13 protein-coding genes are annotated in these 21,054 nt (G+C 52.1%); 10 read left to right on the forward strand and 3 right to left on the reverse strand.

Going from position 1 to position 21,054, the window contains the following annotated elements; all coding sequences use genetic code 11:
* Window positions 1-164 precede the first annotated feature (164 nt).
* On the reverse strand, window positions 165-3,575 hold the full coding sequence (locus tag KS4_RS01340) for a hypothetical protein (RefSeq protein ID WP_145073498.1): 3,411 nt from the start codon (window positions 3,573-3,575) through the stop codon (window positions 165-167).
* A gap of 339 nt (window positions 3,576-3,914) precedes the next feature.
* Between KS4_RS01340 and KS4_RS01345 the strand changes: the two genes are divergently transcribed.
* From KS4_RS01345 to KS4_RS01380, 8 genes are all read left to right on the forward strand, one after another.
* Window positions 3,915-5,012, forward strand: a complete 1,098-nt coding sequence (locus KS4_RS01345) for a mannose-1-phosphate guanylyltransferase (RefSeq protein WP_145073501.1) — start codon at window positions 3,915-3,917, stop codon at window positions 5,010-5,012.
* 368 nt (window positions 5,013-5,380) lie between these two features.
* A complete protein-coding gene (locus KS4_RS01350; RefSeq protein WP_145073503.1) occupies window positions 5,381-6,469 on the forward strand; it encodes a FemAB family XrtA/PEP-CTERM system-associated protein in 1,089 nt (362 codons plus the stop codon).
* A gap of 173 nt (window positions 6,470-6,642) precedes the next feature.
* Window positions 6,643-8,097, forward strand: coding sequence for a S8/S53 family peptidase (locus KS4_RS01355; protein ID WP_145073506.1), 1,455 nt, complete (start codon window positions 6,643-6,645; stop codon window positions 8,095-8,097).
* A 603-nt stretch (window positions 8,098-8,700) separates the two neighbouring features.
* Window positions 8,701-9,138: an Hpt domain-containing protein gene (locus KS4_RS01360; protein ID WP_200761452.1), complete on the forward strand. Its 438-nt coding sequence runs from the start codon at window positions 8,701-8,703 to the stop codon at window positions 9,136-9,138.
* A gap of 626 nt (window positions 9,139-9,764) precedes the next feature.
* Window positions 9,765-11,108 (forward strand): SH3 domain-containing protein, encoded by a 1,344-nt coding sequence (locus KS4_RS01365; protein WP_145073512.1) that lies wholly within the window; start codon window positions 9,765-9,767, stop codon window positions 11,106-11,108.
* 558 nt (window positions 11,109-11,666) lie between these two features.
* A complete protein-coding gene (locus KS4_RS01370; RefSeq protein WP_145073515.1) occupies window positions 11,667-12,503 on the forward strand; it encodes a Sir2 family NAD-dependent protein deacetylase in 837 nt (278 codons plus the stop codon).
* Window positions 12,504-12,615: 112 nt separating this feature from the next.
* Window positions 12,616-13,692 carry a HEAT repeat domain-containing protein gene (locus KS4_RS01375; protein WP_145073518.1) on the forward strand — a complete coding sequence of 359 codons (1,077 nt, stop codon included), beginning with the start codon at window positions 12,616-12,618 and terminating at the stop codon, window positions 13,690-13,692.
* Window positions 13,693-14,163: 471 nt separating this feature from the next.
* Window positions 14,164-14,658, forward strand: a complete 495-nt coding sequence (locus tag KS4_RS01380) for a GspE/PulE/PilB domain-containing protein (protein WP_145073521.1) — start codon at window positions 14,164-14,166, stop codon at window positions 14,656-14,658.
* Between the two features lie 1,269 nt (window positions 14,659-15,927).
* Here KS4_RS01380 and KS4_RS01385 read toward each other — a convergent pair.
* Window positions 15,928-16,695, reverse strand: coding sequence for a Bax inhibitor-1/YccA family protein (locus KS4_RS01385; RefSeq protein WP_145073524.1), 768 nt, complete (start codon window positions 16,693-16,695; stop codon window positions 15,928-15,930).
* Between the two features lie 216 nt (window positions 16,696-16,911).
* Here KS4_RS01385 and ruvX point away from each other — a divergent pair, with 216 nt between their 5' ends.
* Window positions 16,912-17,340, forward strand: coding sequence for a Holliday junction resolvase RuvX (gene ruvX, locus KS4_RS01390; protein WP_200761453.1), 429 nt, complete (start codon window positions 16,912-16,914; stop codon window positions 17,338-17,340).
* Window positions 17,341-17,674: 334 nt separating this feature from the next.
* Here ruvX and KS4_RS01395 read toward each other — a convergent pair whose 3' ends face one another.
* Window positions 17,675-19,915, reverse strand: a complete 2,241-nt coding sequence (locus tag KS4_RS01395) for a hypothetical protein (RefSeq protein ID WP_145073530.1) — start codon at window positions 19,913-19,915, stop codon at window positions 17,675-17,677.
* A 167-nt stretch (window positions 19,916-20,082) separates the two neighbouring features.
* On the opposite strand from KS4_RS01395, the gene KS4_RS01400 reads away from it, so the two are divergent.
* Window positions 20,083-20,952: an RsmE family RNA methyltransferase gene (locus KS4_RS01400; protein WP_145073533.1), complete on the forward strand. Its 870-nt coding sequence runs from the start codon at window positions 20,083-20,085 to the stop codon at window positions 20,950-20,952.
* The last annotated feature ends 102 nt before the right edge of the window (window positions 20,953-21,054 follow it).

Raw genomic sequence — 21,054 nt, forward strand, 5'->3', positions numbered from 1 at the left:
ACTGTCCATCATCTTTTCTACATCCACCGCACTACCACAAGTTATGCACGATTCCGTACTCCAGTTGATTTCAATTTAACAAATCTAATATGCAAATAGAGTTTTATAAGCATAAAAAAAGCCCGCGAATGCGGGCTAGAATGTACATTTTCATATTTAACTGCTTACTCAGACGCAGGCTTCATGATTAACTCAAGAACCTTACCATCAAGCATCCTTGTTTGACCTCGCCATTCACCTGATTTCTGAACGCGAAGGTCCATTCCTGAATCATCCGTTTGATCGAAATCAATCTCGTCTAATTCCTTGACTTCATAATTCTTCAAGTCATTGAGATTCGAAATCCGCAAGCCTAAGAAGTCATCTGGCACTTCAACAAACACCAGATCATTATCAAAATGTGCCGAGCCAGCTTCAACGATCAGAGCTGTAGAGCCAATCGTGATCTCACGTAAAATGGGTGATTCTTCAAAGGTTGATTTCTTCTCAACGCGACGACTGCGTGCTCTCGCATTTGAATATCCACCCGGCCCGCCCGGACCACCCATTTCCATTCCCATCTCCATTTCCATCGACATCGCCATTTCCATCGACATTTCATCATACTCAGATTGCCGACGACGTGATGACGTTTTCTTCGCGTTTTCCTCGCCTCTAACAATAAGAATCAGTGTATATGTGCCCGCAACTTTTTCCAGCGATCTTGTATGAATCTCTCGTTTTGCACTCGACCAGAAATCACGCAGCGTTTCATATGAACGATCTGGCTTCGAAATGATCGTTGTCGCCATACGCTCTTGCATCTCCTCATTGCCACCCGCCGCCGCGACCAATGCCGCAACCGCACCCGATGCCAATTTCTGATCTTTTTGACCCGCAAGCTGTAGTAATGCATCGTCATTACCATAGACTTCCGCAAACTTCATCGCGTCAGGTAATCCGCTGCTCATTAATTCTTCTGCAAACCAGCTCCCAATCACACTCTTTTCATCAGCATCGCGCATCAGCCCAACAACCAACGGCACCTTCTTATCTAATGATTCATACATTCTGCTCGCAAAGCGTTCACGTTCGTCGACATTCAATATCTCAAAAATTTGATCCAACGAGCGTTGTGAACCACGTAACTTAATAGCTGCTTCCAACGCAGCCGAATCGTCACCATCAATCACCAATCTAACCAAAGCTCTCGTCGCATCATACTCTAGAGATTGCTTCGCAAAGAAATAAGCAATCCCATCAGGCGTATCCGATTGCCGTATCGCAGCCTCAAGCAGTAATGTATAAACTTCAGAGAGTGAATCCTCATCTTGCAGCTTTCGAGTGTTCCCATAACGTGAACCGCGGCTATTTCGTTTCTGATCCATACCTTCAATCGCTGGCTCGCCAATAACAAAGTGACGCAGCGATTTCCATGCAAGCTTCTTCAGTACGTCATCGCCCGAGTTCAAAGCTCTGAACAGATTATGTGAAGGTGTCAAAATCGGTATCTGTGTCATGCCAACCGCGTCAGCCGCTATATCCGTTTTGTCTTCATCAGCCGATTTCTTCTTGCCCAACAAGCTCGACAACAATTTCGTTGTTGCCTTATCCATCAGCTCGCTTTTAGGTGAGGCAATCGCATCGATTGTTCGTAAGGTCTTTTTAGGAAGTTCTGCATTGGGTGAACCCAAAAGCCGGTGGTTCACCCAGCCCGCTGCAATCTTTGATTCCGCAGCCTGTGATGCAATAAATCTAACCGCTTCGTCCAATCTTTTCGCAGACAAACTCTCAAAATTCAATCCATGTATCAGAATCTTTGAGATCTCTTCTGCATTCGGAGCCTGCTCCGACGACAAGAGAATCTCGTCTAGCGCTTTCGCAGGGTTTGGCCCATCATTATCCGAAAGCACACGATTCGCCATCTCAAGCATTTGCTTCACAGCAATCGGATTTTGAACATCCACAGTAACCAATGAGCGCAACGCTAATAATTGTTCTTCTGAACCCATCGCGTCCGCCGCCAAACTCAGCAACGATAATGTAGCTTCCGTCGGAGGAACCGCCTCAGATAATCCGCCGATGACTGGCTTTCTCGTTAACGCATCATCCGATTCAATCAACTGTGCTGCGAGGCGATAAATCGAATCATTTTTTTCGACGTTCGGAAGCGATCCCGAATTACTCAACGCATTCGCAACCAGGCGATCAATAAACGGATTGCCTTTCGACGCTAAACGACTCAAATCGGTTGCCAATTGGTACGCAACGGGGTTCGCGCCGTTTTCTCTGGATCGATTATTCGAGTTGCCGCGCATAGTTGATGACGACTGCAAAGTTTCCAGATCCGAAAACGACAGTGTCCATTCCGGCTCCGTCGTAGATGTCACATCATCCACCGACAACGGCAAATCGTAAATCGCCCAAATCTGTGCAGGCTTACTCAACGTAAAACGTGATGGCAACGCACGAACATCTTCCTGTAACACACGATAATCATCCATCGCACGTTTAAACGAAATCTGTGCTTGACGCTGCTTCTCGCGGTCCGCTGCACGCGAATTGCCGCTTGATCGTGACGTCGTTGCCCTCGAACGAGTCGGCCGTGAAGATCTCGATGAACCGCCACCCATGCCCGGAGGCATGCCGCCCATTTCACTCCCCATTCCGCCACCAGATCGTGACGACCGTGATGAGCTGCTCCGTGATCGTGATGACGTTCCGCGGCTTCGTGATGAACTCGACGAGCGTTTCTGCTCGCCCGCCCGTAACGGCCGCTGATCTGCCAATAATTTCGAATCCAACTTAAACGCAAACAAAGACTGCGTATCAGCAATCTCTGCCCCAACAATATTCTTTTCAAGCCCCCACGTCACCGATCCATCTGGCCGCACGACTAAATGCTTGCTGATCCGTGGCGCATCTTCCGCAATCTCTGCTTCTTTGATTTCTTCTTGTACATCTAATCTTTGATTAGGCATCGGTTTTGATTGGCGAGGCGCTCGCTGAGGCATACCTTCCATTTCCATACCGCCCATCATCATCGCCATCTCCATATCCATCCCGCCTTGTGGATACGTTTGACGATTGCGGTTACTCGAACCTCTGCGCGCGTTTCCTTGATTTGCTTGCTGCACTTCTTCTTGAATGTACCAGCAAATAAATCGTCCCGTCTTCAACTTCAATTCCGGATCTCGAAGTTCTACCTCGCCCTTAATATCCGAAAAATCAATCGGCACCGCGATCAACTGACGACCCTCACGCGGATTCACCGTCCAGATCCGCCCCTGAAGCTGCTCCGCCAACACCAGCGGCGAACTCAAAAACAGCTCCGCATCAATCGCCTGCTCAGGCACCGCCACGTCTGCCTTGACCTTGACTTGCTTCTGAGCCTGAGCCTGCTTCATCTGCTCCAGAATCGCCATCGTCTCAGGCGAATACTGTGGCTTCTCACCCTGACCATACAGCAAACTCACCGGTGCCGCCGTCAGCGTGATCACCGCTAATAAATTTGAAATGAACGGACGAGATATTCTTCGACCTGTCGATGTGGGCATACCTGAAACTCCACGTTGGGCTTTTACACTTTTTTTCATATCAATCTCCGTCTGCTTGTGCGTATTACGCAGCACACGAAGCCGTCACGTCATCACCTCACACATGCCTAAAACATCCTGTTAGCATGCGCGCAAAACCCCACCCTTGCATGACGCAACTCTTAAGCGTCGATTTTAACCAAATATTCAACACGCAGCACGGGAAAAAACCTCACTTTCACCTCCAATACCACCATTTCCCGCATCGATACCCCTTTCGTATGCAAGATCCGCGCTAACCCTGCCGATAACCACTTGTGAGCGAGCCGATTCAGTGCTAATGTCGCCTCAGTCACGGCTCATCCCTCCTCAAACCAATTAATCCTCGGAGCTCTTCTCATGAGATACGCACTCATCATTGCCGGCGGGTCCGGTACTCGTCTCTGGCCTATGTCCACACAAGCAATGCCCAAGCAACTCATCCCCTTCATCAACGGTAAATCCCTCCTCCAAATCGCCGTCGAGCGACTCGAAAAAGTACTCCCGCACGACCAAATCTTCATTTGTGCCGGCTCCTCCATGAAGCAAGCCATCCTTGACGGCCTCCCCAACTTCTCACCCAATAATTTCATCGAAGAGCCCACAGGCCGCGACACCCTCAACGCCATCGCGCTCTCCACCGCCATCCTCGCTCAAAAAAATCCCGACGCCGTCGTAGGCGTCTTCTCCGCTGACCAAGTCATCGAACCCGTCGACCAATTCGCTTCCGTCGTCGACACCGGCTACCAAATCGCCGAATCCACACCCGACTCACTCGTCACCTTCGGCATCAAGCCCACGCACCCCGCCACAGGTTACGGCTACCTCCAGCTCGGTGCCGCTCTCCCCTCAAACAACGGCCTCATCGTGGATCAATACAAAGAAAAACCCGATCTCTCCACAGCTCAAGCCTACCTCGACGCAGGTCCCGACCAATACCTCTGGAACTCAGGCATGTTCGTTTGGCAAGCCAAAACCCTTCTCGAATGTGTAAAACGCTATACACCAGATAATTACACTCAGATCAAATCGATCACCGATGCACTCGATACACCGCAGTACGACGCCATCCTCGCCGAGGTCTACCCCAAACTCCCCCGTATCAGCGTCGACTACGCCGTCATGGAGCCCGCCTCGCAAGACCCCGACATCCAGGTCATCGCCACCCCCATGCCCATCCAATGGCTCGACGTTGGCTCATGGCCATCTTTCAAAACAGTCTGCGATCATGACGACAACCAAAACGCGCAACCCAATACAAAATCAACGCTTATAGATACGCAAAACACACTCGTCGCCTCGAACGATCCCAATCACCTCGTCACTGTTCTTGGCTGCTCCGACCTCATCGTCATCCACACACCGACCTCAACGCTCGTTTGCCACAAAGATCATGCTGAGCAAATCAAAAACCTCCACAGTCAGATCGCCGAAACCCACGGCCCCGACTACCTCTAACCCCCATCCCCCACCATCCCCCATATTCTTCCCTCGTTTCTTCACCCCCCACCTCAACACCTGCACAAGCCCGCCACCGTCGGTGGCGGGGTGTTATCCCATCCTATATCAGCCGCCTGCGTCTACTTCCTTCTTCCCCTCAATTCCAGTAGCCACGAGACAGGTCATCGGTTTTTCAATAACCACACCATTCCAAATCTCTAAAACGTGAATATAACAGTGTTTAAAACGTAAATTTTCACGATCCCCATAATTCCGCGCCGATAATATCCACAGCAATTCCCTGTCCCTTTCACTTCAGCCCCTCTTTCCGATGCCCGATAGGGTTTGTAGCAGTTATAACAGTTTTACTGAGGAACCCATCAACCATGCTCGTGCACATCGAACATGACTTCGACGAAAAGACTTGTGATCAGATCGCGCACTATCTCCGCGCATCAAAATCACCCGATGTCGCGATCGAGCACGATGTCCGTTGGCTTCGCATCCTTCGCGACGGCCTCGGCCACCGCGTCATGGCCATCATCGCTCGTGATCGCAACGATCAAATCCACGGCTACCTCCCGCTCGCGCTCACACGCTCCCCCCTCTTCGGCCGCTTCCTCGTCTCACTCCCATACCTTAACCGCGCCGGCATCATCGCCGATTCCACCGAAATCGCTCACGCCATCATCCAAAAAGCTGCCGAAGCCGCTCAATGGGTCAACGCTCAATACCTCGAACTCCGTCATCTCGATCAACAACTCCCTTCTTTCAGCACCTCAAAATCCTCACCTATCAATCAGATCAAGTCCGACAAAGTCCTCATGCAACTCGACCTCACTTCCATTCAGGACAATGATGCCCTCTGGCAGCATTACTCCGCCAAAGTACGCAATCAAATCCGCAAAGCAGAAAAGCACCCTCTTTCCATCCAATGGGGATCAAGCCATCTGCTCGACGCTTTCTACGGAATTTTCGCCATCAACATGCGCGATCTTGGCACCCCCGTTTACTCCAAACGTCTCTTTGAACGCATCATCGCCGAACTGCCTGATAACGCAGAGTTTGGCATCGTTTCACACGAAAACCAACCCGTTGCCGCAGCACTCCTGCTTCACGACGACCTCGCATCCTCACCCCGAACACAAATCCCCTCCGCATCATGCCTTCGCGCATTCAACCACACCAACGCAAACATGTTCATGTACCACAACCTCTTGCAGCGCGCGCTTAGTCGCGGCTCACACATCTTCGACTTCGGACGCTCAACGCCCGATACAGGCACATTCCGTTTCAAAAAACAATGGGGCGCAACCCCCACCGCCTGTCATTGGCACTATCACCTCCGTCGCGGCTCCATCAATGCCGTTCGACCTGAAAGTGCATCCATGCAGCGCAAAGTCGAACTCTGGAAAAAAATGCCCGTTTGGATGACCAAAGCCATCGGCCCCGCCATCGTCAAGGGCATCCCCTAAATCCCCCCCCCCTTTTTTGATAAGCACGAACTGTATATCTATCGCTTCAATCAAGCCCACGACCGCCGGTCGTGGGGTGTTGTCTATCCCAACAACCAATCGCCTGCAATCATCCATGACACCCTCCTCCTCACCCCCCCCCCTTACCCCCTCCATCGCCTATAATGCCCTCCATGAAAGCATCGCTGTCTATTTTCCGTCTCGCCGCATCATTCGCCATTCTCGCGGCCACTTTCTCATTCTTTACCCCGCTCAACGCACACCACGAATCAACCCCGCACACCCATCCGCAAAACATTGCACCGGTTCAAAACAACAAAGGCACGCAGCAAGCCAAGCCCCGCCTCTCCAACTATCAGCTTCTCGGCATCGACGCGGCTAAGCAGCGCTTAGGCCGCAAAATGCCCACCGGCAAAAACATTATCTTCGGTCACGTCGAGGGCCCCGCAAAATCCTATATCCCCAACACAAAACTTCTACGATTCTCCAAAGTCAATTTCAATAAACGCTCCGGCCCATCCTCCGTCGCAGGACACGCCACGACAACCGCCTCCAAAATCTACGGTTCGTCAGGACTCGCACCCGGCGTTACCAACGTCAATCTCTTCTCCGCGAACTCATGGATGGGCCCCGACTTCCTCGGCCTCGGCACAGGTAAACCACCCAAAAACGAAGAAATTAATATCTTTACTAACTCATGGATAGGTGCTGAGTTTCCCGGCGCGACGCAACTCCTCCGCCGCATCGACTACATGATCGACAATAACGGAGCCATCGTCGTTGCCGGCGTCAACAACGGTCGCAACACACAAGTCCCACCACTTGTCGCCTCCTCATACAACGGAATCGCCGTCGGCACATGGGGCGGCGAAGGTTCCTCCGGCAACTACACAACCATCGAAACCACCGGCCGAGTCAAACCTGATATCGTCGGTATCTACGACAAAACCTCTTTTACAACCCCGCTTGTCGCCGCGACCGCCAGCCTCATCCTCGAACTCGCACAAACCCGCGAGCTCCCTCAACTTGCCCGCCCCGAAACCGTCAAAGCCATCATCCTCGCCGGTGCCACCAAACCTTGGAACTGGAAACCAGAGCCCGGCCACACTCAAGACAAATACCTCGGTGCAGGTATTCTCAACCTCAATAACGCTCTTCTCATCGCAGAGGCGCCTCAAACCCATACTTCAAACCCACTCCCCGATTTCGGTTGGGACTATGCATCGATTAGCCCAACTCAAACGCACACCTATAACTTCACCATCCCCAATAACACAACCAAACCGCTCACCGTTTGTCTTGTATGGAACCGTCACATCCTCGGCAAGTCCTACAAGCTAACCATCAATAAAGAAAAGAACATCACCCGTGATATCTGGGTCGATACCCCCTCTATCGCAGACTTAGACCTTCGCCTACTCAAAGTGAATCCAGACAATACAACGCGCATTGTGACGCTTTCAGATTCTGAGCGTGACAATGTCGAATACCTCTATCTGCCAAAACTAACGTCCGGCAACTACCAGCTTCAAGTAGTCCGCCAACCCGACAAACTAAAACCACAAGCCCCTTGGCCTTACGCCATCGCCTATCGCTTCGGTGGGGATACTTGGCAAGGCGACAACTAAATCCCCCCCCTTTTTTTCCTTGCCCCTCTCCACATCTACATCTACCCCCCCCCCCCCCACACACACACACACACACACCACCGCCACAAACCACACCCACATATGTAAACTGGTTATAGCAAGTTAAACTAACTAATAATTAGATAGTATGTACAACGTGTGAATACACAGAATCTGATGCTCTGTCACATTAGTTAATCAATTCTCATTATCACCAGATTAAATTCAATGCACATGATCACATCTGCATTTTATGCATGCATACACAGAATAACGGGTGGCATGCTTATTCATGACATAATGACTAGATTAGATATGATTCCGTCTATGACGATCAGGCAATGTAGGCTGACACTTGTGAGCAATATCCCTTTTGCTCCGATGTCATCGCTGAGAAATATGATCACGATCTTCCCATAGCTGAAGTTTCAATTAAATCCCGTCGATTCAACATGCGAAGCCGTACAGTTTTTATGTTAGGGGCACGCGGCTAATCACAAGCGCATTCCGATCACATCACGTGATCACCTCAAGCACAAAAATGCATGCGTTTGATAGAAAAGAGATGACGCAGTGATCCGTACACTGGTCAGGATGTTTTTCATGCAGATCGAGAATAATCAGCAAGACCCGCCTAAAGATGTGTTGGCGAGAATCGTTGGGGTTGCCGATGGCCACGAAATTGTCACCGCACAATTCATTGACGATAACGCCAGCGAACAATCTCAAATCTCACTCGAAGGCGCTCAAGCCCTCGATACGTACCTCGAATCCCTCACCTCGCAGGTCAACCAGCTCCATGAAGCCATGATGCGTCAAGACATCGAGCAACTCGAAGATGTCGTTGAGGACATCAAACGCGGTGCCGGCAGTTACGGGCTACGACGCGTTGCTTCCATGGCTGCGAAGCTCGATGAAGAGATCGAAGGTGATGAGAGCATCATCTCGCTTGTGAATTGCGTCTCAGAACTTTCCGAGCTTTGTCGCGATTTGATCGGCGATAACATGCCAAATGATGATGACTTCTTGCCCGGTGCTTAAACGAGCGAACAAAGCTGAACGAATGGCGTATTAAACACAGAAATCATGTTACAAAAGCGCTCTGTCGAGGTGGCAGAGCGTTTTTTTATTTCCAACTCATTGGTGTATCACACGATAGTTCAAAGACTTAGCTCAAACGTAGATCATCGTACAACTCGCTTCACCTAGCCACGGCAGATTTGCCGAAACATTCTCACGACATCCCGCGTCTATATAGACTGCAATGCTTCATATGGGTCGACCATCAAAATGTGTGTTTAACCTTGATGATTTGGAGTCGCATGGGAAGCGAAACCCCCATTTTTAGCGAGTTATAGGGCATCACTGATTAACTTGGGTCTAAAAGGTCGATAATAAACTGAAAATACGCGTATGAAGTGACTTATGCGCTTCTGAGGGCGAACCGCCCTTGACGCTTTCACGAATAAAAGGGATAAAGGGTGTTCAAATGAGAATTTGGGGGATTTAACCATTTTGGGCAGTCGCAGGATTGGAGGCGGCTTGGGATCGAGGGGGACTGAGAGGATCAGGGGGGCTGGGAGATAACTTGGGACGGGGCTGGGCGTATAAAGCCCATGAAATTAAAGCTTTAGAAATATAAACGCAGACAATGCGGAGATGGTCAGATGAATCGACTCAAGAGACTCAGCGGATACAGCTTATTTGTGATTATGGCAGTTGCCATGATGGGTTTTGTCTGGGCAGAAGATGGCCCGTACCTCGCCGAGGTGAATTGGGACAAAGTCGATGTCATGAGTGGGGCGGGCAAGCGTGTTTACTACAAAGTGGGTGAGCTGAAGAAGGGCGATACAGTCACCGTCATCGGCCGCGTGTATGGCTGGTACCGGATTAAATGTACAGACAGCGTTTATAGTTACGTGTCCAAGGCTTATGTCGACATGAAGGGCGATCCCAAGGTTGGTGTCGTCAATTCCAACGGCACCGAAGTTAAAGCTGGCATGATGAACGGCAAGGAAAGCGATCATCACCGTGTGCAACTGCTCCTCAATGAAGGAGATACAGTCCGCATCGTTGGCGAGCTTGGCAGCCTGTACAAGATTGTTCCTCCGGAAGAAGCAACCGTCTTCATCGAGCCTGGCGCGTTGCGATCCGTTTCAACTGCGTTGCAGATGAAGAAGCAAGAAGAAGCAGCTAGGCAGGCTCAGCAGCCAGTTGCTGTGAAGCAAACGCCCGTTAAAGCATCGAACCTCAGCCTTGCTGAACGCGTAAAGCAGGCGACAGCGAAGAAAAACGCAGAAGCTCAAGCTGCTGCTAATACTGAAGTTAAAGGTCAGGTTATTGCTGCGACACCTGCCGGAACCACGCCGGTTGTAAAACCCGCCGAAACGACTGGCCTGACACTCAGCAAACAGACCGAGCAAGTTAAAACGAACAAAGACGAAGTGAAGTACATCGCGGGCAGCAAAGGCGCGATTCTCGATGAGTCCGGCATCTCCAAGGAGCTTGAAACGCTTGAGAAGAAGATGCAGGAACTAACCAAGAAGAAGCTCGAAGATCAGCCGCTGGATGTGATGATTAAGGCTTATGAGGAGATGCTTGCTAAGAAGAGTGTCAGCGAGATCGATAAGGAAGTGATCAAGCTTCGCCTTGAAGCGCTCAAGCACAACAAGGATTTGTTGTCGTTGCTGGCAACGATTGAGGAAGCGGAAAAGCCTGTGGTTGTTGAGGTTAAAAAAGAAGAAGTGCCGGTGATCGAGTATGACGCTGTGGGGCAATTGCTCGCCAGTGCGGTGTATGACGGTTCGACGTTGCCTCGGATGTACCGTTTGGTTGATCCGGCGAGCAATCGTACGTTAGCGTATGTGAAGCCAGGCCAATTGGTGGATGGTCGCGCGACATTGGGCCGATTGGTGGGCATTGTTGGCTCTCAGAGCTTTGATCAGTCGCTTAAGCTGAACGTGATCAGTGTTGAGAAAATCGACGTGCTTGAGAAGACAGCAAAACGCTAATCATTGATTAGAAGATGAATATCTAAGACGCAGGCTTTCGGGTCTGCGTCTTTTTTTTGTGTACGCTGATTGTTCAGAATTTGGACAAGTGTGTGCGCACGTTTTGTGTGGGGATTGAACGCAAAAATCAAAAAATCCCGGCGCGCACAAATGCGCTCAAATCTGATCAAAACAGTTTTAAAGACTTATGATTGCAGGTGATAAGATCGGATTTTGAAGTCGCTTGAAATCGTCAAAGAATCACAAACTTTGGTTAGTAATAGCCAAGGTTTGGCCTGTTTTAGTGAGGAAACATCTAAAAACACAGCTTTTACACAACCGATTTTGCGCACCGATGCGCGCGTGAGAAAATAATCGTGCGCACAAACGCGTCCTCCGGCGACGGGTGTGACTCAATTTCAATTTGGTTGATAGGGAGTTATGTGATCGATTTTTTAGATGGAGGATGAAGTTGAAGGTAAAGTTGTGATTGAGAGCGAAAGTTGTTGGTGGGGTATTATGAAAAATCAGAAATTGTCAGTGAGCGTGTGATGAAAGTTGTTAAAGAGTCGGATAATCATGGCTAATCATAAGATAGATGGTAGGTTGATTGAAGTTTTAAGGAGAGCGACTTCTGGGAGAAGGGGGAAGGTTGTGGTATTGACGGGGGCAGGGGTGAGCGCGGGGAGTGGGGTGCCAACGTTTCGGGATGCTTTAACGGGGTTGTGGGCGAAGTATGATCCGATGGCGCTTGCGACGCCGGGAGCTTTTGCGAAGGATCCGGCATTGGTGAGCGAGTGGTATGACATGAGGCGGATGATGGTGTTGGGGTGTGAGCCGAATGAGGGGCATCGGGCGCTTGTGCGGTTAGAAGATTTGATGAAGAAAAAGGGTGGTGCGTTTTGTTTGTTGACACAGAATGTGGATCGGTTGCATCAACGGGCGGGGAGTGAGACGGTGGTGGAATTGCATGGGAGTTTGCTTGTGTGGCGCGATGAGTTGACGGGTGAAGAGGTGTTGTGCGATGGGAAGGAGAATTTGCCGAGCTATCCGTGGATTAGAGAAGATGAAGAAAAAGGGCATGAGAGCAATCGGGGAAGCAAGGGCGGAAGCAGGGGGGGGATGGGGATGATGAGGCCGGGGGTTGTCTGGTTTGGAGAGATGTTGCCGGAGGAGGCGGTGAGGGCGGCGGATGAGGCAGTGGGAAGTTTAGAGGAGGGGGATGTGTTTCTGAGTGTGGGTACGAGCGGCGTGGTGTATCCGGCGGCGGGGTATATGGATGAGGCGAAGCGGCGAGGGGCGGTGACGGTGGAGGTGAATTTGGAGCGGACTGCTTTAAGTGACGGGGTGGATTGGTGCTTGCTGGGCAGAAGTGAGGAGGTTTTGGGTGCATTGGTTGAGGAGGTGATGGGATAAAGGTCGGTTTGTTGGCGATGTTTACGAAGACGATGGGGTGTTGATTCGCATTGTGTGAGTGGGGTGGCGATGAAGGAGAAGGAAGTTGGGGAGAAGTGGGGAGGATGTGGAGGTGGGTGACATAAGGGTGGCATGCGGGGATGCGGATTGGGTAGCGGTTGAATGGGGAGGTGGGTATGGTGAGGGGATGAAGCGAAATGATCTGGAATCGGAACTGGCGGAGATTAGTGCATTGGGGCAGGGCCAGGTTGAGGCGGATGCGTTGTTGAACGCGCTAAAGGGGGGGCTGAAGCATAGGAGCAATTTTGTGGTGGCCAAGGCGGCGGAGGTGGTGGTGAAGCGAGGGGTGAGCGAAAAGCTGAGTGACGAGTTAGTGAAGGCGTATGAGCGGTTTTGCAAGCATGCGGTGAAGAGTGATCCGGGGTGCAAGGCGAAGATCGCGGTGGTGGATGCGCTAAGGGAGGGGGCTGTTTGGGTGGAGAGCTTGTATTTGGATGCGGCGAGGCGGAGGCAGATGGAGCCGGTGTGGGGGGGCCGCGTGGATACGGCGGGGGGATTGCGATGCGCGGGGGTGAACGGGCTCATGGCGGTGGGGTATGGAGATGTGATGAATGAGTTGGCGATGCTATTGGGTGATGAGGAAAGGGAGGTGCGTGTGGGGGCTGCGCGGTTATTGGGGGATTGGGGTGATGCGGTGGGCGAGCCGCTGCTGAGGTTGCGGGTGCTGTGCGGAGAGGAAGATGGGGAGGTTCTGAGTGAGTTGTTTGGCTCGATTTTGGCGGTGAATTCGGCGAGTGGGCTGGATTTTGTGGGTAGGTATTTGATTGGTGGTGAGGGTGGGAAGCAAGGGGGGAATGAGGGGGGGGATGATGAGGTGAGGCGGTGCGCAGCGCTGGCGATCGGGCAGTCACGGAATGGGAAAGGATTGGAATGGTTGGTGAGAAGTTTTGAAAAGGAGCTGGATGCGGGGTTGCGGGAGACGATATTGATGGCGATGGCGATGTTGCGGAATGAGGATGGGTATGGGTATTTGTGTGATCTGATTAAGGATGCGGATGAGCGGACGGCGGAGCTGGCGGTGCGGGCGATGGGGATTTATTACTACGATGAGAAGGTGAGGGAGATGGTGATCACAGCGGCGGAAGGGCGAGAGGAGTTGGATGAGGTATTGCGAGAGGTGATTGCGTGATGGACAGGTGAGCGTGGTTGGAGAGGTGGTTGAGGGGGGATGAGGGGGGGATGAGGGTTATCGGATGGGGGGATGGACTTGAGGGGTGGTGCGAAAAAAGTTGTGTAAGAAAGGCAGGGGGGGAGGGTTTTGTCGGCGATGCGGAGAGGAGGGGGATGGTTAGGAATTAATGAGATGAAAAAGTGAGGGGGGGTTGATGTTGCGCGCGCGGCTGTCGATGTGATAAGTGCGGAAGGATGAAAGGTGGGATTGGGGGAGATGAAGATTGTGTTTGTTGTCTGATAAAAGAATTGATGACAGCATTTATAGAGCGTTTTACGAAATGACCTGGATCGTTGACCAAAGGGTCGTTTCGTAAAAGGTACCTATTACAAGAGTTGGCTGCTGAATTCTGAGTAATCGGATGTTCCAGATAATCACGCAACTTGCTCTGGAGATGGGAAAAGACAGAGGCGGATAAAGGAGATCGACATGCCAAGGCCTATACGAATTGGTGAGATTCTGGTTGAACAGGGTGTATTGAGTGAGCAACAGGTATTTGAGATTATTCAGGAGCAGAAGCGGGTGAAGAGGCCGTTTGGCGTGCTTGCTGAGACGATGTTTGATGTGACGGTGGAGTCGATTGAGAATGCGTGGGTGGAGCAATATCACCGGACGACGGGGACATTGGATCTGAATAAGGTTGAGATTGATGCGGATGCGCTGCGGATGATTAACAGACGTCAGGCGTGGCAGTTTGAGATGTTGCCGATCCGTCAGGAAGAGACGGGTGAGGTTTTGATTGCTGCGAGCCGAAGGCGGTTGGCGAGAGCGGTGACGTTTGCGACGCTGAAGTTTGATCGAGTTGCGTTTTTCCGGATAGCGGAAAGTGAACAGCTTCGAGATTTTCTAAGAAAACACTACCCGATGCCTGAAGTTTCTGATGAATTATTAGAAAAGGTTAAAGCGATGACCTCGGGTGGCTGATAACTATATTACAGTCGTACAAGTGCAAGCTAAGATTGCTTGCACACACTTGATGCTGGTTAGAGATTTATCAGGGAAGCATCAGGGACATGCAATGTGTTCTGCGTTCACGGCTCCATGTATCAATCTATCCATGTAATAGATAGATTGATGTGAGAGTTTGTTTGAACGGGGAGGGTTTACGACTCGTTAGGGTACAATTTGTGATTATTTGACATGGCTATTGTTTAGAGTGTCTTGCATGGTTGTTCATGTGTTGGCCGGTAGGTCAGTAACATGAAACGAAGGTATCTAATGGATCCTTTACAGCTATCATGCACTGACAAGACCTATGGATATCCGTGCAAACTGTTCTAGCTGTATTGATTTGTCTTATGGCGATCGATTGCTGTATTGCATGATTGGTTGTTGTGAGGTCATCGGATTTTAACTGCTCAATGCTCTGCATTGTTCTGGCTTTGGCGTGCCCGTTGCCGAGGTCTAAGGTCTGTGGGATGGATTGATACGGGGGAGGAAGATTAAGTAGGGAGGACTCGTGAGTGAGGGGATATTCAGTGGGCATTGGGGAGGGATAACTGAATCGGGGGGAGATCGTAGGAGGATCAAGATTGAGGGGCAATGAAGACCGAGGGGTGGGAAGGATGCGGGGAGAAAGATTGGGAGAGGGGATTTTTTTGGGGGGGAGGATGATGTAGAGCATTTGTCAGTCGTCTTTGGATCGTACGATTGGCAAGGCCACTCTACGGGCAAGAGAAGGGCACGCTTGGGAGAGCGTGTTCTAAGGGGCGGTGGGAGAAAGAGCCTTGTAGGTAATTGCTGGATCTGCGAGGCATTTGAGGAACCGTCTTTAACGAGACGGTTTCTTATGAAGGGTAATGTGGAAGTGATAGAGAAAGAATCTCGGTAATTGCTTGGTTTGTGGGAGGTGAGATGAGTTGAAGGTGTTTAGAGCGTCTTGCGAGATGATCTGTTCGGTGACCAGTGTGTCGTTGTATGAGAAGATTATTTACATAGGCCGGCTGCCGATTGTTTCGCAGGGCATGTGGTACATCATGATGCAACTTGCTCTAGGGGGTGGTTGAACAACATCTCATGACCGGCGGTCATGGGCTTGAGGGGTCAAGTACGTTTTGCGTGGTAATTCACGTGTGAAAACTGTTCTAATCAAGTGTTTGATGAAAAGAAAACCCACACCGATGAGGGTGTGGGTTTGTTGGTTTTGGGTTGTCGTTATGGGGAATGTGGGAATGTGTGTGGAAGAGGGGGGGGTTAGCGGTTGCGGAGTTTAGCGAGGAGGCGGAGGATTTCGATGTATAGCCAGACGATGGTGACGAGGAGGACGAAAGCGCCGAACCATTCCATGTATTTTTTTGCGCCGGTTTGTGAGCATCGTTCGATCATGTGGAAATCGAGGACGAGGTTGAGTGCTGCGAGAACGACGACGATGCCAGAGAAGGCGATGGAGAGGGGTGAGCCGTTGTTCATGTTGAGGATGGGGATGTCGACGCCGAAGAATCCGAGGATGAATGCGACGAGGTAGAAGAGCATGAGTCCGCCGGTGGCTGCGGAGACGCCGACGATGAATTTGTTGGTGACGGGGATGATGCGTGTTGAGTAGAGTGCGAGCATGACGGCGAGGACGCCAAGGGTTGCGCCGACGGCTTGTATGGCGATGCCTGGGTATTTGATGTTGACCAGTGCTGAGAGAGCGCCGAGGAAGAGGCCTTCAAAGACGGCGTAGATGGGTGCGGTGATGGGTGCGGCTTTTTTGAAGAACATGGTGGCGAAGCCGATGAGAAGTCCGCCGATGAGACCGCCCATCATGTAGGGCATGATATCGGCGATGGCGTTGGGGTTTGCAGATGAGGCGTATTTGTAGGTGAGTTGCCAGGTGATGGCACCGGCGACGGTAAGGATGGCGAGCAGGATACCGGTTTTGATGGCGGTGCCTTGGACGGTCATGACGTCGGTGTGCTCGTAGGAGTCGGCACTCGAACGGAAGGTTTCTTCTTTAAGCAGTGGGTTGGCATTGAACATGGGGGGGATATCTCCCGGATTTTTTTGTTTTAATTGGGTACGATTTATAACGTGGGCCTATTTTAACGTTTTATTGAATGAGAGGGGATGGTTTTGTGTGTGGGCAGTGCGGAGGGATGAAGGGATGTGAGTAAGGATGGATAAAAGAGGGCTGAGCGGGGAACAAAGCGGATTTGAAGGGGGTGATGGGATGGGGAGGATGAAATGGAGGGGGGGATGTATGATATGAGGATGAGGTATTTAGCGATTGATTTTGGTGATAAGCGGACGGGTGTGGCGATGGGGGATGACGTGTTGCGGATTGCGACGCCGATGGATGTGGTGCGGACGGGGAGTGCTGTGGAGCGGGAGCGGTTGTTGATGAAGATGATTGAGGCGGAGGAGCCGGATGGGTTGGTGGTGGGTGTGCCGCTGGGGAGGGATGGGGAGGTTGGGGATGCGGCGAAGAAGATTATGGCGTATGGGGAGTCGATCGGAAAGAGAAGCGGAGTTGAGGTTCATTATATTGATGAGCGGATGACGAGTGTGGTGGCGGATGAGCAGATGGCGATGACGGGGTTGACGCATAAGCAGAAGAAGGCGAGGCGGGATGCGCTCGCGGCTGCGGCGATTTTGAAGCGGTTTTTAGATCAGTTGCCGGGGTAGGAACATGGGCGGTGTGGAATAAGTGGATTTGAGATGAGGGGGATGGGGGTTTGGTAAGTAATAAAGAATATTTGTGAGGCATGCTTGATGGGCGAGACGTTTTTAGTATAGAACTATCTATCTATTAGTTAGTTTGTTTTGCTATAGCCAAAAAGGGGTGGCAGGTAGAACGAATAACGAATAGCGAATAACGAAGATCGTAGAACAAAAAACGTGGAAGCTGAAAGGTGTGTAAGGAGAAGGGAGGTGGGGCTGTGTGCGGCGGAGCAAGAGAAAGGGAAGTGTTTTGTGTCGTGGCGGTTTAGCTGTTACGAGTCGAAAAAAGGGAGATGTGTTAGGTGAGGAGGCCGGTGAGGCAGAGGCCGAGGGCGGAGATGAAGACGACGATGGCGACCCAGCCAACGATTTGATTGGTTTCGGGGTTGAGTTTAAGGACGGGGAAGTTGATGAGGCCAAGGAGTTTGATGAGGGGTGAGGTTTTGGGTGTGGCACTGGTCTGATTGTTAGATGAACTGTCGAGATCGGTTGATGTCTCTGTGTTTGCTGAATGCTGAGATTGTGCGGCGTCTTGGTCGAGTTCGCGGGCGACGTCGTCGGCGGTGGCGGCGAAGGAATGGGGTGATGTTTGGCCGGTTTGTTGAACGGCTGGATCGACGGGTTCTTCGGGTTGATCGGGTACATCGGAGGCGTCGCCGAAGAGTTCGGATGGTGAGGCGAAGGATTGAGTGTGGGTTGGCTCGGCGGCTTGGGCTTGAACCTCAATGGATTGCGCTTCTTCGGGCGATGGAGGGGGAGCGGTTTGTGTTTCAGTTGCGTTGGTGGCGATGACTTCGGCGAGTGCGTCGGCGTTGCTGGTTTCAGCGAGTGCGTCTTGAGCTTCGGAGGCGATGATGTCGTCGATGTCATCGATGGAGACTTGTTCGGTATTTGTGTCGGGTGTGGGTTGTGTTGCATCAGCAACAGGTTGTGGTGTGGTTGCTTGCGGCTGTGAGGCAACTTGCTCGGGGGATTCAAATGCGCCGGCGAGCAGGTCGTCAATGTCGGATTGATCTTGGGTTTGGGATTCGGTGGCTGCGGCGACCGGTTCGGGAGTGGGCTCGGCGGGCGCTTGTGCTGTTGCGGTGGGCTCCGCAGGAGCGGCGGGGGTTGGGCTGACGAGCGAATCGAGTTTGCCTGCGAGCTGATCGAGATCAAGAGATGCTGAAGGCTCGGCAGGTTGTTCGGCTGGAGGCGGTGTTGATTCAGCAATTTCGGAATGAAGTTGTTCGGGTGTGTCGAAGGAGCCGGCGAGCAGATCATCGATTTGGGATTGATCTTGAGATTCACTGTTGGCGGCTTCGGCTTGTTCGGCGGCAACGGCTTGATGGTGTTTGACGAGTTCGGCGGGGTCGATGGAGCGTTCGGACTGGATGTCGAGGTGTTCGGGTGCGAGGAATTCGCCCTGCAAATCTTCATCGGTGATGGTTTGTGGAGGTTCGGATTCAGCGGGCGGGGCCGTGGTGTCGGCAGCGGCGATGGTGCGTTCGATTTGAGTATCGATGAGGCCATCAATGAAGTTTTGATCGGCGGTGCCGCCTTGGGCGGCGATGGGGTCGAGCAATTCGTCGGCTTCAGGTTCGGACTGAGCTGGTGGTGCGGGTGCGTTTTTCGCGGCTTCGGCAGCGGCGATCTGGTTGGCTTCGTCTTGTTCGATGATCGCGGCGACATCGGGATTGGATGCGGCGAGTTGTTCGAGCATGATGCGTTCAGCTTCGTCCTCGGGGAGCGAAGGTGAGCCGGGCGCGGGGGTGGGCGGTTTCCAAGCTTCGGGTTCAGGTTCTGAGGTTGCTGTAGGCGCGGGATTTGCTTGTTGGTCGGTCGAAAGTTCGGAGACTGCGGCGCTGGCTTGAGCGAGTAGTTGCTTGGCCAGGTCGGACATGGGTGCGGGGGCAGGTTCTGCGGCTTTAGATGGTTGCGTTTCTGGGGTGGGTTGCGGTTGTGTTGTCGGCGCAGTTGCGGGCGGGGCATCTTTCTTGACTGAAGAGACGGCCTCATTGGCTTGTGAAAGTAATTGTGCTGCGAGATCTGAGACGGGCGGCGTTGAAGGTTGCGAAGCTGTTTCTGAAATTGCTTCGGGTGTTTTTGGTGTTTCAGGGGGAGCTGGGGGGGGAGCGGTTGCGGCTGCGGCGATTTCAGGATTTGAGGCTGCGAGCTGTTCGAGCATGATGCGTTCGGCTTCATCTTCAGGAAGCGAGGGCGAATCGGGCGCGGGGGTTGGGGGTTTCCATGCTTCGGGTTCTGGCGTTTTGGAGGTTGCGGCTTGAGGGGCATCGGGTGTGGAAGACGTGGTGGGAGTCGGCGTGGCTGTGGGAGTAGTTGCGGCGGTAGGGGGGGAAGCAGGGGGGGGATTTTCGCGGTTTTTTTGTGTGGCTTCGGCGGATTTCTGTAGGAAGCGAGGGGTTGGCGCGGCGGTGGCATTGGATTCGCTTTGAACGATGCCGGGCTCTTGTTCTTCGATGCGCGCGAAAAGGCTATCGAGTTGAGACTCGAGTTCGGAGATGTCTTTGGCAGGTTTTTTAGGATTCGCGTCTGCCACGATTGGTTGCTGCTCCAAATTATCGGGCGAAGGCGGAGAAAACAGCGATGGTTGGTTACAATGGGGAGCTGTTTTGGACCTTGCCTGATCGTTACATCCGGAAATATCGGCACGAGTGATTGTTGACTGAAGTCCGGATTGGCTAAAAAGCCGGGAAGAGAGACAAATTGGACGCAGAGCAGCGAAAAAACCATGTGAAAGCGAGGCTTTACTGCCCTGACTTTAAGATTCCTGCGGGGAATGTCGGGGGTGAGGGCGGAAGTGATGAGGGGGAGAGTGGGGGATGCGGTGGTGGGGAGAGTGTGTTATCGGACAGTATAACATGTGATTTGCCAAGCGATCAGGCGAAGCATGCGCGGACGGTGTTAAGGTTGGGTGTGGGAGATTGGGTGGAGGTGTTTAATGGTGAAGGTGAGGTGGGGCGGGGCAAGATTGTGGTGAGCGGTAAGAAGGGGATGGTGGTTGAGGTGAGTGAGGGCTGGGTGCAAGAAAGAAAACAGGGGGGACTGATTGTGGTGACGGCGCTGCCGAAGGGGAGCCGAGTGGATGGGATGATTGATATGCTGGGTCAGCTTGGGGTGGATGAGGTTTGGTGCATGACGAGTGAGCGGAGTGTGGTTGATCCGCGGCAGGGGAAGTTGGATAAATTGCAGGCAAGAGCGGTGGAGGCGAGCAAGCAGAGCGGTCGGTCATGGTTGATGAAGGTGCGGCGTGAGGTGGTGAGGTTTGAAGATGTACTGAGTGAAATCGGTGATGGGATGGAGAGAGCGGGTGAGCAGGGGGGATCGGGGGGGGCGGTGAAGCTGATCATGCATTTTGGGGGTGTGGGTTTGGATGAGGTGAAGGGGATGCTGAGTGATGAGGGGAGAAGTGGGGGGAATGATGTGGTGCTGCTGGTTGGACCAGAGGGTGGGTGGACGGATGGAGAAGTTGAGATGGCAGAAGCGAAAGGGTTTGTGCGGTGGACATGCGGAGCGCACGTGATGCGGATTGAGACAGCGGCGGTTGTGGGGGCAGGGGTGTTGGGTGCGCTGTGATGTGGAGAAGGGAATCATGATGTGGATTAATGGTGTGAGATGGTTTTCGTTTTGAGGCTGATTGTGGGTTTATGGTGTGGTTGATATTGGAAACAGAACAAC

This window comes from Poriferisphaera corsica, from assembly GCF_007747445.1.
Lineage (GTDB): Bacteria > Planctomycetota > Phycisphaerae > Phycisphaerales > Phycisphaeraceae > Poriferisphaera > Poriferisphaera corsica.

Excerpts from the sequence above, each read along its gene's own strand:
- KS4_RS01340 (WP_145073498.1), bottom strand. The coding sequence starts at position 3,575 with ATGAAAAAAAGTGTAAAAGCCCAACGTGGAGTTTCAGGTATGCCCACA.
- KS4_RS01345 (WP_145073501.1), top strand. The coding sequence starts at position 3,915 with ATGAGATACGCACTCATCATTGCCGGCGGGTCCGGTACTCGTCTCTGG.
- KS4_RS01350 (WP_145073503.1), top strand. The coding sequence starts at position 5,381 with ATGCTCGTGCACATCGAACATGACTTCGACGAAAAGACTTGTGATCAG.
- KS4_RS01355 (WP_145073506.1), top strand. The coding sequence starts at position 6,643 with ATGAAAGCATCGCTGTCTATTTTCCGTCTCGCCGCATCATTCGCCATT.
- KS4_RS01360 (WP_200761452.1), top strand. The coding sequence starts at position 8,701 with ATGCAGATCGAGAATAATCAGCAAGACCCGCCTAAAGATGTGTTGGCG.
- KS4_RS01365 (WP_145073512.1), top strand. The coding sequence starts at position 9,765 with ATGAATCGACTCAAGAGACTCAGCGGATACAGCTTATTTGTGATTATG.
- KS4_RS01370 (WP_145073515.1), top strand. The coding sequence starts at position 11,667 with ATGGCTAATCATAAGATAGATGGTAGGTTGATTGAAGTTTTAAGGAGA.
- KS4_RS01380 (WP_145073521.1), top strand. The coding sequence starts at position 14,164 with ATGCCAAGGCCTATACGAATTGGTGAGATTCTGGTTGAACAGGGTGTA.
- KS4_RS01385 (WP_145073524.1), bottom strand. The coding sequence starts at position 16,695 with ATGTTCAATGCCAACCCACTGCTTAAAGAAGAAACCTTCCGTTCGAGT.
- ruvX (WP_200761453.1), top strand. The coding sequence starts at position 16,912 with ATGTATGATATGAGGATGAGGTATTTAGCGATTGATTTTGGTGATAAG.